Origin of the sequence: Streptococcus sp. 3705 (assembly GCF_013277145.1) — a bacterium.
In the GTDB taxonomy this organism is placed as follows: Bacteria; Bacillota; Bacilli; order Lactobacillales; family Streptococcaceae; genus Streptococcus.
Genome location: NZ_VMMJ01000038.1, coordinates 1 through 18,103, shown reverse-complemented (window position 1 = coordinate 18,103; position 18,103 = coordinate 1). Strand labels below are relative to the sequence as shown.

16 protein-coding genes are annotated in these 18,103 nt (G+C 42.1%); 5 read left to right on the top strand and 11 right to left on the bottom strand.

Annotated features, from left to right (window positions below; all coding sequences use genetic code 11):
• Positions 1 to 89: 89 nt before the first annotated feature.
• Genes HT714_RS09080 through HT714_RS09070 form a run of 3 tightly spaced genes read right to left on the bottom strand, consistent with a single transcriptional unit; the run spans position 90 to position 2,741 of the window.
• On the bottom strand, positions 90 to 668 hold the full coding sequence (locus tag HT714_RS09080) for a uracil-DNA glycosylase family protein (RefSeq protein WP_173227276.1): 579 nt from the start codon (positions 666 to 668) through the stop codon (positions 90 to 92).
• A gap of 53 nt (positions 669 to 721) precedes the next feature.
• Positions 722 to 2,122, bottom strand: coding sequence for a dipeptidase PepV (pepV, locus tag HT714_RS09075; RefSeq protein ID WP_173227274.1), 1,401 nt, complete (start codon positions 2,120 to 2,122; stop codon positions 722 to 724).
• 13 nt (positions 2,123 to 2,135) lie between these two features.
• On the bottom strand, positions 2,136 to 2,741 hold the full coding sequence (locus tag HT714_RS09070) for a nitroreductase family protein (protein ID WP_173227272.1): 606 nt from the start codon (positions 2,739 to 2,741) through the stop codon (positions 2,136 to 2,138).
• 170 nt (positions 2,742 to 2,911) lie between these two features.
• Here HT714_RS09070 and HT714_RS09065 point away from each other — a divergent pair, with 170 nt between their 5' ends.
• The gene (locus HT714_RS09065; RefSeq protein WP_101781471.1) at positions 2,912 to 3,712 is read left to right on the top strand and encodes an amino acid ABC transporter substrate-binding protein; all 801 of its coding nucleotides are present in this window, start codon (positions 2,912 to 2,914) and stop codon (positions 3,710 to 3,712) included.
• Between the two features lie 179 nt (positions 3,713 to 3,891).
• Here the strand turns inward: HT714_RS09065 and HT714_RS09060 are convergent, their stop codons facing one another.
• The 8 genes from HT714_RS09060 to recJ all read right to left on the bottom strand — a co-directional run bounded on the left by HT714_RS09060 (position 3,892) and on the right by recJ (position 14,864).
• The gene (locus HT714_RS09060) at positions 3,892 to 4,725 is read right to left on the bottom strand and encodes a metallophosphoesterase family protein (RefSeq protein WP_173227270.1); all 834 of its coding nucleotides are present in this window, start codon (positions 4,723 to 4,725) and stop codon (positions 3,892 to 3,894) included.
• The gene (gene uvrC, locus HT714_RS09055) at positions 4,715 to 6,562 is read right to left on the bottom strand and encodes an excinuclease ABC subunit UvrC (protein WP_173227268.1); all 1,848 of its coding nucleotides are present in this window, start codon (positions 6,560 to 6,562) and stop codon (positions 4,715 to 4,717) included. Before uvrC ends, HT714_RS09060 begins: the two co-directional genes overlap by 11 nt.
• A gap of 38 nt (positions 6,563 to 6,600) precedes the next feature.
• The gene (locus HT714_RS09050; protein WP_173227266.1) at positions 6,601 to 7,302 is read right to left on the bottom strand and encodes a M57 family metalloprotease; all 702 of its coding nucleotides are present in this window, start codon (positions 7,300 to 7,302) and stop codon (positions 6,601 to 6,603) included.
• Between the two features lie 78 nt (positions 7,303 to 7,380).
• Complete coding sequence (murN, locus tag HT714_RS09045; protein WP_173227264.1) at positions 7,381 to 8,613, bottom strand: peptidoglycan bridge formation alanyltransferase MurN; 1,233 nt, start codon at positions 8,611 to 8,613, stop codon at positions 7,381 to 7,383.
• 4 nt (positions 8,614 to 8,617) lie between these two features.
• Positions 8,618 to 9,838: a peptidoglycan bridge formation alanyltransferase MurM gene (gene murM, locus HT714_RS09040; RefSeq protein ID WP_173227262.1), complete on the bottom strand. Its 1,221-nt coding sequence runs from the start codon at positions 9,836 to 9,838 to the stop codon at positions 8,618 to 8,620.
• 111 nt (positions 9,839 to 9,949) lie between these two features.
• Positions 9,950 to 10,729 carry an alpha/beta hydrolase family protein gene (locus HT714_RS09035; protein ID WP_173227260.1) on the bottom strand — a complete coding sequence of 260 codons (780 nt, stop codon included), beginning with the start codon at positions 10,727 to 10,729 and terminating at the stop codon, positions 9,950 to 9,952.
• 77 nt (positions 10,730 to 10,806) lie between these two features.
• Complete coding sequence (locus HT714_RS09030; protein WP_000065626.1) at positions 10,807 to 12,468, bottom strand: ribonuclease J; 1,662 nt, start codon at positions 12,466 to 12,468, stop codon at positions 10,807 to 10,809.
• Between the two features lie 173 nt (positions 12,469 to 12,641).
• Positions 12,642 to 14,864: a single-stranded-DNA-specific exonuclease RecJ gene (gene recJ / locus HT714_RS09025; protein WP_173227258.1), complete on the bottom strand. Its 2,223-nt coding sequence runs from the start codon at positions 14,862 to 14,864 to the stop codon at positions 12,642 to 12,644.
• A 175-nt stretch (positions 14,865 to 15,039) separates the two neighbouring features.
• On the opposite strand from recJ, the gene HT714_RS09020 reads away from it, so the two are divergent.
• The 4 genes from HT714_RS09020 to HT714_RS09005 are packed head-to-tail and all read left to right on the top strand — an operon-like array spanning position 15,040 to position 17,962.
• Entirely contained in the window at positions 15,040 to 15,798 is a 759-nt protein-coding gene (locus HT714_RS09020) for an amino acid ABC transporter ATP-binding protein (RefSeq protein WP_173227256.1), read from the top strand.
• A gap of 10 nt (positions 15,799 to 15,808) precedes the next feature.
• Positions 15,809 to 16,603, top strand: a complete 795-nt coding sequence (locus HT714_RS09015; RefSeq protein ID WP_173227254.1) for a transporter substrate-binding domain-containing protein — start codon at positions 15,809 to 15,811, stop codon at positions 16,601 to 16,603.
• Positions 16,604 to 16,615: 12 nt separating this feature from the next.
• Positions 16,616 to 17,293: an amino acid ABC transporter permease gene (locus HT714_RS09010; RefSeq protein WP_173227252.1), complete on the top strand. Its 678-nt coding sequence runs from the start codon at positions 16,616 to 16,618 to the stop codon at positions 17,291 to 17,293.
• Positions 17,294 to 17,302: 9 nt separating this feature from the next.
• A complete protein-coding gene (locus HT714_RS09005) occupies positions 17,303 to 17,962 on the top strand; it encodes an amino acid ABC transporter permease (protein WP_000443883.1) in 660 nt (219 codons plus the stop codon).
• Positions 17,963 to 18,103 lie beyond the last annotated feature (141 nt).

Genomic DNA, 18,103 nt, shown 5'->3' with positions numbered 1-18,103 from the left:
CTGACTTCGTCAGTTTTATCTGCAACCTCAAAGCTGTACTTTGAGCAGCCTGCGGCTAGCTTCCTAGTTTGCTCTTTGATTTTCATTGACTATAAAATGGTTTTAATTCTTTTTTTCAAATCTGGCACCACTTCTGTCTCAAACCATGGATTTTTGGCCATCCAGATTTGATTTCGCGGTGAGGGGTGAACTAAAGGAAAATACTCTGGCAAGTAGTTCTGGTAATGTTTCACCCTCTCCGTCACCTTGCCACTGACTTTCTCCTGCAAATAGTAGGCTTGGGCATACTGGCCAATCAAGAGGGTCAACTGAATATCTGGTAATTCTTGCAAGAGCTGTGGATGCCATTTTTCAGCAAAACCAGTTCTCGGTGGCAGATCACCTGACTTGCCATGTCCTGGAAAGTAGAAATCCATAGGCAAAACAGCAAAATATCCTGAATTGTAAAAAGTATCTTCATCCACACCTAGCCAGTCTCTCAGACGGTCACCACTCTTATCTTTCCAGTAAAGGCCTGCTTCTTGGGTTTTAAGTCCAGGTGCCTGACCGATGATATTGATGCGAGCAGTCTTTGGCGCTGCAAAGAGAGGCTCAATGCCACGCTCTGTATAGCTGGCATTCTGCGGATCTGACATGATAGCCTGTTTGATTCTTTCGATTTGAGACATCTACTTTCCCTCCAAAAAGAAGTCTAAGCATAAGATCTCAGACTTCTATCGTTTTATTTGATCAATTCGTAAATAGCTTCGGCATAAATTGCTGCTGCTCGGAAGAGATCATCCAAGGCGATAAATTCATTAGCTTGGTGCATGGTGTCAATTGAGTCTGGGAACATAGCACCGTAGGCAACACCACGCTCAAGCAAACGACCAAAGGTACCACCACCGATGACTTGCTCGTGACCTTTAAGACCAGTTTGTTTTTCATAGACACTCAACAAGGTTTGAACAAGTGGATCTTCCATTGGCACATAGTGAGGGGTGTGACCGTGCTCAGAAAGGCTAACAGAAGCAACTGGCAAGTTTTCAAGGATTGACTTGATTTGTTCTGGACTTGTTCCTTTTGGATAGCGGATATTAAGGGCAATGGTATTATCAGCGCTCGTTTCATCAAAGCGGAAGACGCCTGCATTCATAGAAAGGGCACCCATCTTTTCATCCACATGAGCAATCTTGAGACTTTCACCCTCATGGTCGTTCAAGAGAATTTTACCAGCGATGTCAAGGTAGTCTTTGGCTGGACCAGCAAAGTCAAACTGGCTAAGGAAGAGGGCTAGGTAAGTCGCACCATTGACACCTGAAGCAGGCATAGCACCGTGGGCTGATTTACCAATGATCGTCACCTTGTATTGGCCGGCTTCTTCTTGGAGTTCTCCTCTAAGTTTGTGTTCTGCAACAAAGGCATCTAGTTTAGCTTGCAAGTCAGCCAAGTCACCTGAAACGACTGCTGTTGCTGATTCAGGTACCATATTTTCACGCAAACCACCTGTGAAGCTGTGAAGACGGGCACCACCTGCATTTTCACCTGCAAAGTGAAGGTATTCCGTGATATTTCCTTTTTCACCATTGATGATAGGGAATTCAGCGTCTGGAGAGAAACCGAAGTCTGGTTTTGCAAGTCCTACATGCTCGAAGTAGTAGTCCATGTCTGCCCAACCTGATTCTTCGTCTGTTCCAACGATGAAACGAACTTTCTTAGAAGTTGGAAGACCCAATTCTTTGATGATTTTCAAACCATAGTAACAAGCTGTTGTAGGTCCCTTGTCGTCCGAAGCCCCACGCGCATATAGGCGACCATCTTTGATAGTTGGTGTGTAAGGGTCTGTGTCCCAACCGCTACCAGCTGGCACCACGTCCATGTGGGCAAAGATTCCGAGAACTTCTTCTCCATCACCAAACTCGAAATGCCCTGCATAGTTATCAACATTCTTAGTTGGATAGCCATCACGGTCTGCGATTTCAAGGAATTTCTCCAAGGCTTTTACTGGACCAGGCCCAAATGGATGTTCAGCATCAACCTTGCTGTCATCACGTTCTGAGTTGATTTCCAAAAGGCTAAACAAGTCAGCCAAGAGGTCTTCTTTGCGTTTTTCTACTTCTGCTGTAAAATCAATTACTGTCATTTTTTTCTTCTTTCTATCTTTTCTCAATGATTTCATCTACTGGCAAGCGGTAGCTTGGTTCCAATTTGTCGTCCGTGTAACCCACTGTAACCAAGAGTTCCGGGCGGAAGCGGTCTTCGATATCCAAAACTTCGTTGACTTTTGATTTGTCAAAACCAAGAATCAGATTTGATCCGATTCCCTGATCTGTAAGAGCCAAAACCAAGTTCATAGCAACCAGACCTGCATTGAGGGCTAGGTAGTCGCTGACCTGTTGTTCATTGTAACGGGCAAATTCCGCAGGTAAATTTTTCATAAAGTATTGAAGTTGCTCTTCAGAAAAGTTATTAGCACCGCCGACACGGGCAATCTTACGAGCACGTTTAGCCAAATCTGTGTCTGTAAATAAGGCAATAGTTACAGGAGCTGATGATACCTGTTCAAAGTTTGAACCGTAAGCCAATTTTGCCAGTTCAGCATTTTTCTCACGTACCACCACAAATTTCCAAGGCTGGCTGTTGTGGGCACTTGGTGCCAAGGTTGCAATTTCGATAGCCGTACGCACATCTTTTGGATCAACTGGCTTATCAGTGAAATGCTTAGTCGCATGACGTTTTTTATTTAATTCAAGAAATTTCATAATCGATTTCCTTTTCTAATTCTACTGCTTCCATTCTACCATAATTTGAAAGAGCTTGCAGGGATTTTTCATGATTAAGATTTTTTATTACAGCCATAAAAAATATATATTGGTTCATCAAGAAAGTTTCTGATAAACTAGCAAGTACTTTACATTTGAATGGAGATATTATGAAAAAATTCAGCCTATTACTAGCCATCATCCCCTTTTTGGTTGCCTGTGGAAATCAAGCTACACCTAAAGAAACCAGCTCTCAGAAGACAATCGTCGTTGCTACAGCTGGCGATGTGCCACCATTTGACTACGAAGATAAAGGCAATCTGACAGGCTTCGATATTGAAGTTCTAAAAGCAGTAGATGAAAAACTCAGCGACTACGAGATTCAATTTCAAAGAACCGCCTGGGAGAGTATCTTCCCAGGACTTGATTCTGGTCACTATCAGGCTGCGGCAAATAACTTGAGTTACACAAAAGAGCGTGCTGAAAAATACCTCTACTCACTTCCAATTTCAAACAATCCCCTCGTCCTTGTCAGCAACAAGAAAAATCCTTTGACTTCACTTGACCAAATTGCTGGTAAAACAACGCAAGAAGATATCGGAACTTCAAACGCTCAATTCATCAATAACTGGAATCAAAAACACACTGATAATCCTGCTACTATCGATTTTTCTGGTGAAGATATCGGCAAACGAATCCTAGACCTTGCTAACGGAGAGTTTGATTTCCTAGTTTTTGACAAAGTATCTGTTCAAAAGATTATCAAGGACCGTGGCTTAGACCTTTCTGTGGTTGACTTGCCTTCTGCCGATAGCCCCAGCAACTATATCGTTTTCTCAAGCGACCAAAAAGAGTTTAAAGAGCAATTTGATAAAGCACTCAAAGAACTCTACCAAGATGGAACACTTGAAAAACTCAGCAATACCTATCTAGGTGGCTCTTATCTCCCAGATAAATCTCAGTTACAATAATACTCTTCGAAAATCTCTTCAAACCACGTCAGCTTTATCTGCAACCTCAAAGCTGTGCTTTGAGCAACCTACGTCTAGCTTCCTAGTTTGCTCTTTGATTTTCATTGAGTATAAGATATATTAAAAACGATTGGACGAGCCAATCGTTTTTAGTTTGCATTGGTTATTTTAGGAAACTTTTACAAAAAATCAAAAAAATTCTTCACATCTTCTACATACCCATGCTTTTCTATTAAGCTAGCTAAGAGTTCCAGATTGTGCCCCTGATAGTTGTCTTCTCTTCGTAGCTCTTCATACATTTCGATAAAGGGAAGACCCTTGGACTTGGCCAATTCCAACTCCGCCTCATAATCATAAGCGACTTTACGAAATAGGATATTTACCAATTCCCCATCTTCAACTTCTATTATAGCATACTGGGCACGGTGATTTTTTAACGCCTCCCAATCAAAATAGGGCATACCAATAGAACCTGGATTGATGATTTGTTGCCCCTGACTTCCATAACGAAGCAACTGCTTGTGAACATGACCATAGACTGCCACGTCCGTTTCCTCATCTAGCAGTTGGTCAAATTTCTCTGTATCATTCTCAACTAGCAAGTCACCACCATAGTTCTTATTTGGCAAATTATGAGAGATAGAAAAGCGCAATCCGTCAATTTCTTTCTTTTCCAGCAAAGGCAAGCTTCGTAGCCAGACAATCGTTGCAGGATCCATTTGCTCCATCAAAAACTGGGTCATGCGCATTGACTGGATTTCTTTCGGATGTTCCAAACCATATTCGCCATCCAAGGCCTCAAGGACACGATCATCCCAATTGCCTCGAACACTGGTTGTGATAGGAAGGTCCTTTAGCAGGGCGACTAAGTCATTTGCGCCTGGACCAGGAAGAAAAATATCTCCCAGAAGCCAGTATTCACTGACTCCTTGATTTTTAGCATCTGCAATCACTGCTTCTAGGGCCGTCGCATTGCCATGAATATCTGATAAAATTGCGATTTTATGTTTCATTGTGGTTTCCTTCCGTTTGATAATCTACTCTTTCTTCCGCCACTTGAGGTAAAGCTTCTGCCTCTTGCGGGTTCAACTTGGTTTGCACAGCTTCTGCAACAAGTCTCGGTACTCCAACTTCGACAATCTCATCCACACTGGCTTCCTTGATTTTGGTCAAAGACTTGAAATGCTTCATGAGATTTTGCTTACGTTTAGGTCCCAGACCGTCAATGCCATCCAGTTGTGATGAAAAAGAATTTTTGGAGCGCAGTTGGCGATGGAAGGTGATGGCAAAGCGGTGCACCTCATCTTGGATGCGTTGGAGGAGGAAAAATTCCTGAGAATTGCGAGACAACTCCACCACCTCCAGCGGATCTCCAAAGAGCAATTCATGGGTTTGGTGCTTATCATTCTTTTGCAGACCTGCAATAGGAATGTCCAAACCCAGCTCTTCTTGGATGACTTGCTTGGCGATATTGACTTGACCTTGTCCTCCATCAATGACAATCAAATCTGGCGGGGTTAAACCCTCGCGCTGAACTCGACCATAGCGCCTGCGAATGACTTCTCTCATACTGGCATAGTCGTCTGGCCCAACGACAGTCTTGATTTTATACTTACGATAATCCTTCTTACTTGGTTTGCCGTTGACAAAGACCACCATGGCTGAAACAGGACTGGTCCCCATGATGTTGGAGTTATCGAAAGATTCGATACGAACTGGGGTTGGGATTTGAAGCAAGCGTCCTAGATTTTCAATAGCCCCTTGGGTCTTTTCGACAGATTTCTCTAGCAGATTGAACTTCTGCTCCAGACTAACTCGAGCATTCTTTATAGCCAGATTGACCAGCTGCTTTTTCTCTCCACGCTGGGGTTTGAGAATCTTGGTATTCACCAAGGCCTTGACTGCTTCTTCATCGACATCCTGCGGAATCAGTACCTCATTGGGAACCAGGTGAGATTTTTCTTGATAAAATTGTCCCACATAAGTCAAGAAGTCCTCATCCGGATCGTTGTAGTAGGGAAAAAGATTGACATCGCGCTCAATAAGCTTGCCCTGACGAACAAAGAAAACCTGAACACACATCCAGCCCTTGTCCACATAGTAGCCGAAGACATCGCGATTTTGGAGATCCTTGGCCATAACCCGTTGCTTGGTTCGAAGCGTTCCAATGGCCTGAATCAGGTCACGATATTCCGCTGCACGTTCAAATTCCATAGTCTGGGCTGCCGTTGCCATCTTGCCCTTTAGGTCATCAATGATTTTGTCATCTTGCCCTTTCAGAAAATCAGAAACCTCCTGAGCCATAGACTTGAAGTAGACCTCATCCTTCTTACAGATGGTATGGGCCATACATTGACCGATATGGTAGTAAAAACAGACCTTAGACGGTGGATTGGTACACTTACGAAAAGGGAAAATCCGATCTAGCAACCGCTTGATTTCATTGGCCGCCCCCACATCTGGATAAGGTCCGAAATAAAGACCTCCATCTTTTTTGACCTGACGAGTGATAATCAAACGAGGATAGCGTTCATTGGTGATTTTGATGAAAGGATAAGACTTATCATCCTTGAGCATGATATTGTACTTGGGCTTGTTTTCCTTAATCAGGTTGATTTCTAGGAGAAGTGCCTCAATATTAGACTCCGTAACAATAAATTCAAAATCCACAATTTCAGACACCAAGGCCTCTGTTTTAGTATCATGACTTCCACGGAAATAGGACCGCACGCGGTTACGCAGATTTTTTGCCTTTCCTACATAGATAATGGTGCCGTTTTTATCCTTGTGAATGTAACAACCAGGGCTGGTCGGCAAAAGCTCTAGTTTTGATTTAATCAAGTTGTTCATAATTCCATTATAGCAAAAAAGTAGGGAAAGATAGTCCCCTACTCATTAGTCTCATATAATTTTCGAAGTCTTTCAACATCCTCTTCCTGGATACCATAAAAAGAACCTGCTGGTTGCATGACAGACTTCTCATCTGTATGGTCTAAGCCAATCGCATGCCCCAACTCATGTTCTGCCGTATGGACAATACGCTCATAGGAATAGCCATAGTCTGGATTGGACAAATAATAATGATTCAACCGCACCGTTACAGACAAGAATTGTCCCGTTAAGAGATTGGTCTGACTTTCCGCCTCTCCTGCCACAGGAGTGCTTCCATCGTTCATCTCCGTAGCCATAATATCTGCCTTGCCGGCCTCAGTCACGAGTTCAAAGTTAAAAGCACCTGTTTGATTCCAGTTCTGAATCGCTTCTAAATATGCCTCTTGAAAACGTGAATCCATTTGCGGATCCAAGTAAATACGAGCAGAGGCCTGTGGCCACCTTCCTTCAGAATGCTGGTGACTATCTGTCTGACTTAACTTAGGCAGTTGCCCTGTTTTTCCCCATTGGTCAATACTTTGTTGACCAATTTTTACCGACCGCTCTACTTGCTTTAGTGCTCCTTGAAAATCCCCGTTCAGATACCAGAGAAATCCAAAAGCAAGAGCACATAAGAGTACAACTATCCAAACCAGACGCCAAAACAAACGCCAAACAAAAGAAAAGAAAGCCCCTATCAAACGAAAAAGCCAGCGCATATCCTTCCACCTTTCTAGTAAATAAAGTCTATTTTACTAAAAGAAGCTGAAAGAAAGCTAAATACTGACTTTTTCATCTTAACGTCCTACTATTTTTTTGAGTAACTGGATAGCTTTGTATTTTAAAGGCGATGGATGGTACCGGAAAGTACCTGCTTTGCGTACAATATAGCCATTAAAATTCTGTTTAAAACGCAAAACACCATCACTTCCATCAAAAATCCCTTGAATCCCTAGGAAGTTGTATTTAGGTATTCCACGTTTTATACTTTCCAACATAATATATTTTTGAAGTAGCGCAGGGGCATAGAATTTATTAAACTCAGTGTAGGAACCACTAAAGAGATAAGTCGTTTCCTGAGGCATATAAACAAATAAACTCCCAGCTAAAACAATATCTTCTTCCCCATATTTTTCAATCAAGTCTCGCGCTTCTGCTTTTCGAACTTCAAACGTTTCAAATTGACTAGAATATTCTCTCAGTTGATTTTGTTTTTTCTCAGAATGAGGCTTTTTACTCAAATCAAGTCGCAACTTGTCCAAGATTTCTTCTAGTTTACTTTGTTCACCTTGCAATTTGCTCATATAGTCCGAAAAATTTAAGCTTGCTATGAGAAACTCCGCTTGTTCTCCAAAAGCATCATAAAAATGCTCATAGTATTCTAAAGTTTTATCACTATATTCTCTACGTTCAGAGGTTTCTTTTGTGATATTCTTAAAAATCGATAGTTCTTCACGTTTTAACTTTTTCAACCGAATGCCAAAGGTTTCAGCCTTTTTAACCAAGGGTTTCCCTTTTTTGCTAAAACTTTTAAGCAAATTCTTTTCAGTTAATTCAGTCAAATCCTTATAGTATAACCAATCTGGTTCTCCACCTGGATACCCTGTCGTCAATCCATCAAATTGATAACCTAAATCAGTTAAACCTTGAATAATACTTTTTTTCTCAGCATTTATCGGATTACCTTCACTATCAAAAGTTTGATAAGTTTCATAAGGTTTTACAAGCAACTCTAATACACCATTTTGCTTAGCATATTCTTTTAACTCCGCATAAAAAACTGGAAGAGCATCTTGTTGGGTATAAATCGGCCCCGAATTGAGCTCCATATGCAGACCACCTAGCATGGGCAAGCTATAAACCAGAGCTGCAACTTGAATTTCTCCTTCTTGTTTCAAAGCAAGATAAACAATTCGAGCCCCTCTTTTTTCTAATAAGTCCCCCATCTGGACCGACTGCATAAAGGAACGAGAAGAAACCTGACCAGAATAAGCCTGAAACTCTTCTTTCGTGAGTGTAATTAGTGCCATATACTTACTTTCTATGTTTTTTTCTTAATGTTTTACGGAAATCAAGAGCAAGTCTTAACAGAGGATAGAGAGGATGGGTAGGCATTGTAAATTCACCCAAATATTCTTCAATCGTTGGATTAAATTTTTCCTTAAAATGATAAAGTCCACCATTGAGAGAGTTTTCAACACCACCTAAATTTTGCCACAACATACCTCGCTCAAAGGCATAGCGAGCCGTTTCATACCAAGTTAAAATTGGTGCATTGTAACGTTTAAAATCATCATCCATACCAGCATATAGATTGACAGAGGTAGTACCAAATTCCAAACTCAAAGTAGCCGCTAAAGGAACTCTCGCTTGACCTGCATCCATATATTCCTGCAGGAAAGTCAATTCCTCTAACAAACGTTCTTTTTCCTTCTTCTGCGCTTCTACTTTTGAAGTGCGAGTCGACTCAGTAAAGGTCTCTTCCAAGGCTCTATTTTTCGCTAACTGTTCTTCTAATTCTTGCGAACGTTTAGAGACATCCAAGGTGGCCAAGGTGATATAGGCCTTGTCCTTAAAATTATCTAACAACTTTTTATAATAGGCTTCATTCCTCAAATGAATCTCTTTCCGCTTCTCGGTTTTTTTCATCAAAAAGGAAAAAGACTCCAATAATTCAGTTCCACCAAATTGAATCTCTACCCCCTTATTCCGTGCTGTTCGGATAGCTTGCCTCGTTGACTTAGAAAGTTTATCTTCTTCAAAATTTTCCTTGTATATTTTCGCCTGAATACGAGGTTGAATGGTGTCTCCCATTTCCTCTGTTTTTCCTGACCACCTTACTCCCATTTGTTGCAAACTATCAATAATAGCCAGATTTTCAGGAAATTCTGTCTTTTCCTGATTGATTAAACTTTGAGACAGGCAAATACTTGGATCAAAAGTCACAAAAATAGCTCTCTTACTACGAGCATAAGACTTAATGGACTGAATGACAAAACTCAAGAGTTCCGTATCCCCATAATCCAATATGGGTCCTCTTGGGACGTAAAACATTTTATAGCCTAGCGGAAGAGTTCTAATCAAAATACTAGCTGTAGCCAGTAATTTTTCTTCCCTGTAGACACCAAACCTCTCATGTTGCCAATCAGACTTAACTTCTTCCCAAGCACTACTTTGTAATACATTAGCTAATTCATGTTCTTTGACAAACTGATCATATTCTAATGTGGGAATGCCAATTTGATAACGGTACATTTCCTACTCTCTTTCCTCCAGTATCTTATTACTATTCTACTACTTTCGTTTGAAAAGTCTAGTGAAAACATATTTTATTTTAGTTCTACTACCCCTATGCTGGAGTTCAAACTAACTCAATCTCTCTTCTAATTTGAAATCAATTGGTAGGGTTGCTAAAAAACGTTCCAATTGTTTTTCCCAGTAGTACCATTCGTGAGTTCCAGCACTATGGCTATAGATCACATCAAATCCCAGTTTTTTGAGATTTTTCACTGCTAGATTATTGGCTTCATACAAGAAATCCTGCTCACCACACCAAGCCCACAGCTTGGTCTTTTTGTCCGATTTTTTAGCCAGACTTTCAAGTGAATAGGGACTAGTTGTCCAGTCTTTAATCTCCCCAAAAACACCTCTCCAATAAGCCGGTGTCCCCAAATTTTGGCTCTCAGGAGAAAAATCTTGAAAACTAAGGGCACCTGAAAAACTAGCTGCATGAGAAAAACGATTTGTAGCAAGAGCCAATTTGAAACAGCCGTAGCCTCCCATAGAGAGACCAGCGATAAAGGTCTTTTCACGCTTGCTGGTCATGTTAGGGAAGAAGCGTTTCAAAACCTCTGGCAATTCCTCTGCTAGAGCTGTGTAATAGTCAAAACCATACTGGGTATCGGTATACCAACCGTTGCTGGTATTGGGCAGGACAACGATTAGATTGGTTCCTCGAAGCAAGCGTTCTACATTGGTTCGCTTGAGCCAACTATTATGATTGCCAGACATCCCGTGCAAGAGGTACAAGACGGGAATATCTTTACAATCTGGTTCTTCCACTCGATTAGCATCAGGATAGAGGACATTCACTCCCCACTCCATATCCAAAACTTGTGAGTAATACTCGATTTTCATTACTGCCATGATTTTCTCCTTCTATTTTCCGATAAGAAAAAGCCGAAATTCGACTTTCTCTCTGTTTATTTCAACTATTTCAACGATTATTTTGCTTCCATGACTACTGGTAAAATAGCTGGACGACGCTTAGTTTGATCAAAGAGGTACTTGGTCAGATTATCACGAACCTTCCCTTTAAGATCTGCCCAGTCAAAGTCATCTCCTTGAAGATAGTCTTCTACCGTCTGATTAATCAATTCTGAACTTTCACGGAGAATATCACGGCTCTTCTTGAGATAAACGAATCCACGCGTGTGCACACGAGCCTTGGCCACAATTTTCTTCTCACGACGGTTAACTGTGATTGCTACGATGAAAATACCGTCCTCTGACAAGACCTTACGGTCACGAAGAACCACATTTCCAACATCACCAATAGCATTTCCGTCAATCAAGACATCGCCTGCTGAAACTGCGCCAGCTGGGACAAAGTCCCCATTCTCATAAGCCATGCTGGTTCCCTTTTTAGGGATGAAAATGCGTTCTGGCAACATCCCAACTGCCATAGCTGCCTTAGCATGGGCATCCAACTCACGGTATTCCCCTTGAATTGGGAAGAGATACTTGGGTTGCAAGAGATTGATCATCAACTGCAAATCACGCGCATTTCCGTGCCCTGATACATGTAAACTTTGGGTAATCAATTTGACAACCCCTCCTGCCTGATAAATCATATTTTCCACACGCGCAACGAAGGCTTCTTTAGCAATAGACGGAGCCGTAGCAATATAGACCAGGTCCCCATCCTTGATTTCTACATAACGATGGCGACCAATCGACATCTTACGAAGTCCATTGATAGGTTCACCCATACGACCTGTCTCAAGAATAATCAACTCATGGTCTTCAAAGCGAGACATATCTTTCGGCTTAATCAAGAGAATTTCGTTGGCTAAAGACAACTTCTTGAGACGAATCGCTGTGCGGACGATATTTTCAATATCAAATCCTGTCAAGACGATACGTCGACCTGTTTTATCCGCAGCGTCAAAAATCTGCTGGATACGAGAAAGGTTACTGGAAACAGCTGCAACGATGATACGACCTTCCCAGTCAGCAATGGTTTGGGTAATTTCATCTCTAACTTCACTTTCACTAGCCACCTGAATATTGCTGTCCGCATTGGCCGAATCACTGAGGAGAGCCAGGACGCCGTCACGACCGATTTCTGCCAAACGAGCGAAGTCTGTCGCATAGGATTCACTAGCTGTCTGGTCAAATTTGAAGTCACCTGTATAAACGATGCTCCCTTCAGCTGTCTTCAAGACAATTCCCAGGCTCTCTGGAACGGAGTAAGTCGTAGGGAAGAAGGAAACCACTGTCCCACCAAAATCAATCTCCGTATCTTCATCAATAACATGAAAATCATTAAATTTCTTGACTGCGTCATTTCCTTTGACAAAGAGTTTTGCCAACTCAATGGTCAACTCAGAGCCAAATACAGGTACCTTGGCTTCAGCCAAGAGATAAGGCAGAGCACCAATAGCATCTGCATGTCCGTGAGTTAAAAATACCCCAGCAATTCGATCTTTATTTTCAAAAAGGTAGTCCATCTTTGGAATCACCACATCGACCCCTAATTGTTCATTTTCGGGATATTTTAACCCTGCATTCAAAACAAAAATGGACTCTCCAATTTCAGCAATGTACATATTTTTCCCATTTTCACGTACACCACCAAGTGTTGTTAAACTAATATTACTCATTTTTCCTCCAAAATCTTAGTTTATCTTGATTATAGGGTTGCTTACCCTCTTATTCTAAAAGCACTATTACTGTTAGCCGAATCTTTTCCTACCATTATACCATTTTTTTGATGATTTTCAAAATGAAGATTTGTTTTCAAAAAAGAGCTGGTTTCCCAACTCTTTCCTATGATCTACTCTTTTTCCATTAAAAAGTCATAAATTTCTTGCACGGTACCCAGCGCCATCATTTCTTGGTCTTTGACGGTTTGTTTGAGATTTTGGTAAATCTGACTTTCTCCGATTTCTCTCTTTGGCGCTTCTTTATTGACTGTCATAACCCCATCTTTGATCGTCACAAAGCCTAGTTCTTTAAAGACTTGAATCATCTTAACCAGCAAGATTTGTTGGATATTGAGATAAGCAGCCAAATCCTTGAGCTTGTAGCGAATATCAAACTCTGGAAACTGGTAGATAGTCTTGTACAATTTGGCAAACTGCTCTCTAGTCCCATAGCCTGTCAGATAGTAGGCCTTGTCAATATCATTTTTGAAATAGACAGCGGAAAAATTCTGTTTCTGAAAAATGGTCTTCAACAGAGTAATATCCTCAGGTATGGTTTTCACGACAATAGCTTCACTATCCGCAAGATTTGGCAGTTCTCCAGAAAAATCCAAGACTGGAACTCCTTCTGGCAAGGCTGCATTCTTCCCACGAATGTTAAAAAGTTGAACACCTTCCACACGCGCATCCACCATCATCAACTGGAGAGCAGTTTGGCCATTCCATTGGTTGACAGACAATTTGACTGCCAGCTCTAGATTCTTGGTTTGAGCAAATTCTGTTGCCCATCTGCCTTGTCCAAAGGCTACCACTTCAAAACTCGCCTCACCCTTGGAAATTTTCAGCTTGAGATGGGCATTGCCTGCTCCCATAGTACGAGCACTTTCGACCTGAAAATCCTTGATATAAAAGACAGGTTTCTGATTATCCATTCCAAAAGGTGCCAAACGTTCAAAGTTCTTGACTGTTTCAAGACTCAAAGTCTCCAAATCCAGTTCTTCATCTAAATTTAACTTGTTCTTGCCAGCAGCATCTGCGCCTTTTTCACGGACATAATCTTCCAAGACCTGAGATAAATCTGAGAGTTTCTCAACTTCCAGCGTCATGCCAGCCGCACCAGCATGACCGCCAAAGGCGATGAAGAGGTCTCGATGAGGATCCAGAGCCTCAAAAATATCGACCGCTTCCACACTACGAGCACTACCCTTGGCACGACCGTCTTCTATATTGAGAACGATGACTGTCTGTCCTAGTTTTTCCAGCAAACGACCAGCCACGATTCCTAGAACCCCAGGATTCCAGCCTTCCTTGGCCAAGACTTGAACCTTCTTCTCAGGGTCCACCATGGTCTTAGCTTCTTCATAGATAGACTGGACGATTTCCTTGCGCTCTTCATTTTTCTGATGAATCATAAGGGCAATCTCGTGAGCCTCCTCATCATCAAAGCCAGTCAACAAATCAATGGCTGGATTAGGATCATCCAAGCGGCCCAAGGCATTCAAACGAGGGGCAATCTGGAAACCAACCGTTTCTTCTGTTACTTCGTTGGCAGCAATCCCAGCCATGTCTAGCATTTCTTGTAGACCAATACGCTGAGTGTGTCCCAACATTTCCAGACCATACTGAACCAAGATACGGTTCTCATCTGTCAAACTAACCATATCAGCAATGGTACCAATAGCGACCAAATCAAGCAATTCCACTTGTACTTCTTCTAAAAGGGCACAAGCCAGCTTGAAAGCAACTCCACAACCAGCCAAATATTTGAAAGGATAGTTCGCATCCGGATGTTCAGGATGGACAATAGCATAGGCATCTGGTAAGGTTTCAGGCATGGAATGATGGTCAGTCACAATGACATCCACTCCCATAGACTGGGCCAATTCAATAGCCTCATGACCGGCAACCCCATTATCCACCGTCACAATCAAGGAAATCCCTTCTTGCTCGATAAAGTATTTATAGACACTTGCATTAGGTCCATAGCCATCGGTAAAACGATTAGGCAAGTAAACACGGCATTCGGCGCCAAGCTGTTCCAAACTTTCCTTCACAATCGAAGCCGAAGTCATACCATCCGCATCATAGTCTCCATAGATGAGAATATTTTCCCCTTCTTCAATGGCCTGACGAATACGAGCCACTGCCTTGTCCATATCATGGAGCAGATAAGGGTCATGCAAATTCTCCAAGGAAGGTTCTAAAAACTTCTTCAGACTTTCTTGGTTCTGAATCCCTCTTTCAAATAATAACCGAGCCACCTCAGGACCCAGTCCAGCCTTCTTGGCTATCTTTGTAAAATCCGCATCTTCAACCTGCGGGGCAAACTGCCATTCATAAGTAGGTGTTATCAAAAAGACATCCACTCTTTCTAAGAATTCTATTGCTTCATTATAACATGATTTAGGCTTTTTCTCTATCCAGATTGCTTTTTTATAAAATTTTAGTGAATTTTTAAGATATGATTTGACAAGGCAATTCTTTTGGTGTAGAATCGTGTTATAAAATATAACACAAAGGAGATTCCTTATGGCTTTAGTAGAATTTGAACACGTCGAAAAATATTACGGAGACTACCATGCACTCCACGACATCAATCTCCGTTTTGAAAAAGGGCAAGTCGTTGTCCTCCTAGGCCCTTCTGGTTCTGGAAAATCAACTCTTATCCGCACCATCAATGGTTTGGAGGCTGTAGACAAAGGAAGTCTTCTAGTAAATGGTCACCAAGTTGCTGGTGCCAGCCAGAAAGATTTGGTACCTCTTCGCAAGGAAGTCGGCATGGTTTTCCAGCATTTTAACCTCTACCCTCACAAAACAGTGTTAGAAAACGTAACACTCGCACCCATAAAAGTTCTAGGAATTGATAAAAAAGAAGCTGAAAAAATAGCCCAAAAATATCTGGAATTTGTAAATATGTGGGACAAGAAAGATTCTTATCCAGCCATGCTTTCTGGTGGACAAAAGCAACGGATTGCCATCGCACGTGGACTCGCTATGCATCCTGAACTCCTCCTCTTTGATGAACCAACATCTGCCCTTGACCCTGAAACCATCGGTGATGTTCTGGCAGTTATGCAAAAATTGGTCCACGATGGTATGAATATGATTGTCGTCACCCATGAAATGGGCTTTGCCCGTGAAGTTGCCGACCGCATCATCTTTATGGCTGACGGAGAAGTTTTGGTGGATACGACAGATGTTGATGACTTTTTCGACAATCCAAGCGAACCTCGTGCCCAACAATTCCTCAGCAAAATCATCAACCACGAAAGTGACAAAGTCAAATAAGGAGGCGCCTATGAAAAAGAAATTCTTTTTATCCGCATTATTGATTAGCCTTTTCGGCCTTGCTGCTGCAAAACCCGTTCAGGCTGATACCAGCGTCGCAGATATTCAAAAAAGAGGCGAACTGGTTGTCGGTGTCAAACAAGACGTTCCCAATTTCGGTTACAAGGATCCCAAGACAGGGACCTATTCTGGTATCGAAACGGACTTGGCCAAGATGGTAGCTGATGAGCTCAAGGTCAAGGTTCGCTATGTGCCTGTTACCGCACAAACCCGTGGTCCCCTTCTAGACAATGAACAGGTCGATATGGATATCGCGACCTTTACCATCACAGACGAACGCAAAAAACTCTACAACTTTACCAGTCCCTACTACACGGACGCATCTGGATTTTTGGTCAATAAGTCTTCCAAAATCAAAAAGATTGAGGACCTAAACGGCAAAACCATCGGAGTTGCCCAAGGTTCCATCACCCAACGCCTGATTACTGAACTGGGTAAAAAGAAAGGTCTAACCTTTAAATTCGTCGAACTTGGTTCCTACCCAGAATTGATTACTTCTCTACACGCCCACCGTATTGATGCCTTTTCCGTTGACCGCTCGATTCTGTCTGGCTACATCAGTAAACGCACAGTACTACTAGATGATAGTTTCAAGCCATCTGACTACGGTATCGTTACCAAGAAATCAAATACAGAGCTAAACAATTATCTTGATAACTTGGTTACTAAATGGAGCAAGGATGGTAGTTTGCAGAAACTTTATGACCGTTACAAGCTCAAACCATCTAGCCATACCGCAGATTAAGGAGGATACCCTATGACAGATTTATCATCTTGGACAGCCTATTTTCAGGATTTTGGACAATTTTTCAATGGATTCCTCTTCACTCTTGCCCTAGCTATCGGATCCTTTATCCTAGCCATGGTTTTAGGCATCTTCTTCGGAGCCATGTCAACCAGCAAACGTCCAATTTTGCGAATCTTAGCTCGTATATTTGTGGAATTTTACCAAAACACTCCCCTCTTGGTGCAGTTTGTTATCGTTTTTTATGGCCTACCTCTTATCAGTGACCATATCATCATGATTCCGATTTATTGGACGGCTGTTCTCTGCGTGGGACTCTATCATGGCGCCTATATCGCTGAGGTGATTCGCTCAGGGATTCAGTCTATTCCTAGTGGTCAGATGGAGGCCGCCTTGTCGCAAGGTTTTACCTATATCAGCGCCATGCGCTTGATTATCTTACCTCAAGCCTTCCGTATCATTCTCCCTCCTTTGACCAATCAAATCGTCAACCTCATCAAGAATACCTCGACAGTTGCTATCATCTCTGGAGTAGACTTGATGTTTGTGACCAAGTCTTGGTCAGCACTTAACGGAAACTACATTCCATCCTTTTTAGGCGCTGCCCTTCTCTACTTTTCTCTCTGCTTCCCTGTTGCCCAGTTTGGTCGCAAGATGGAGCAAGCAAACAAAAAAGCCTATTCACTTTAGGAGGTTACTATGGAATCCATTTTAGAAGTTTTGACCCCAGATAACCTAGTCTTTATCTTTAAAGGATTTGGCTTGACCCTCTATATTTCTCTGATCGCTATCGTCCTCTCTACCCTTATCGGTACAGTGCTAGCCGTCATGAGAAATGGCAAAAATCCTATCTTGCGCATTATTTCCAGCATTTATATCGAATTTGTGCGTAACGTTCCCAACCTCCTCTGGATTTTTACTATCTTTTTGGTTTTCAAGATGAAGTCCACTCCAGCAGGAATCACTGCCTTTACTCTCTTTACCTCAGCAGCCCTAGCTGAGATTATCCGAGGTGGTCTCAATGCCGTAGACAAGGGACAGTACGAAGCAGGAATGTCGCAAGGATTTACCTCAGCCCAAATCCTCTACCACATCATTCTCCCACAAGCAATCCGTAAAATGCTGCCAGCCATCATTTCTCAGTTTGTAACCGTGATTAAGGATACCAGTCTTCTCTACTCTGTTATCGCCCTACAAGAACTCTTTGGAGCCAGCCAAATTCTCATGGGCCGTTATTTCGAACCAGAGCAGGTCTTCAGTCTTTATATCCTGATTGCCCTCATCTACTTCAGCTTTAACCTAGCCATTTCTAGCCTGTCTCATATGCTAGCCAAACGTTGGCAACAAGCTGCAGAATAATACTCTTCGAAAATCTCTTCAAACCACGTCAGCTTCACCTTGCCGTATATATGTTACTGACTTCGTCAGTTCTATCCACAACCTCAAAACGGTGTTTTGAGCAGCCTGCGGCTAGCTTCCTAGTTTGCTCTTTGATTTTCA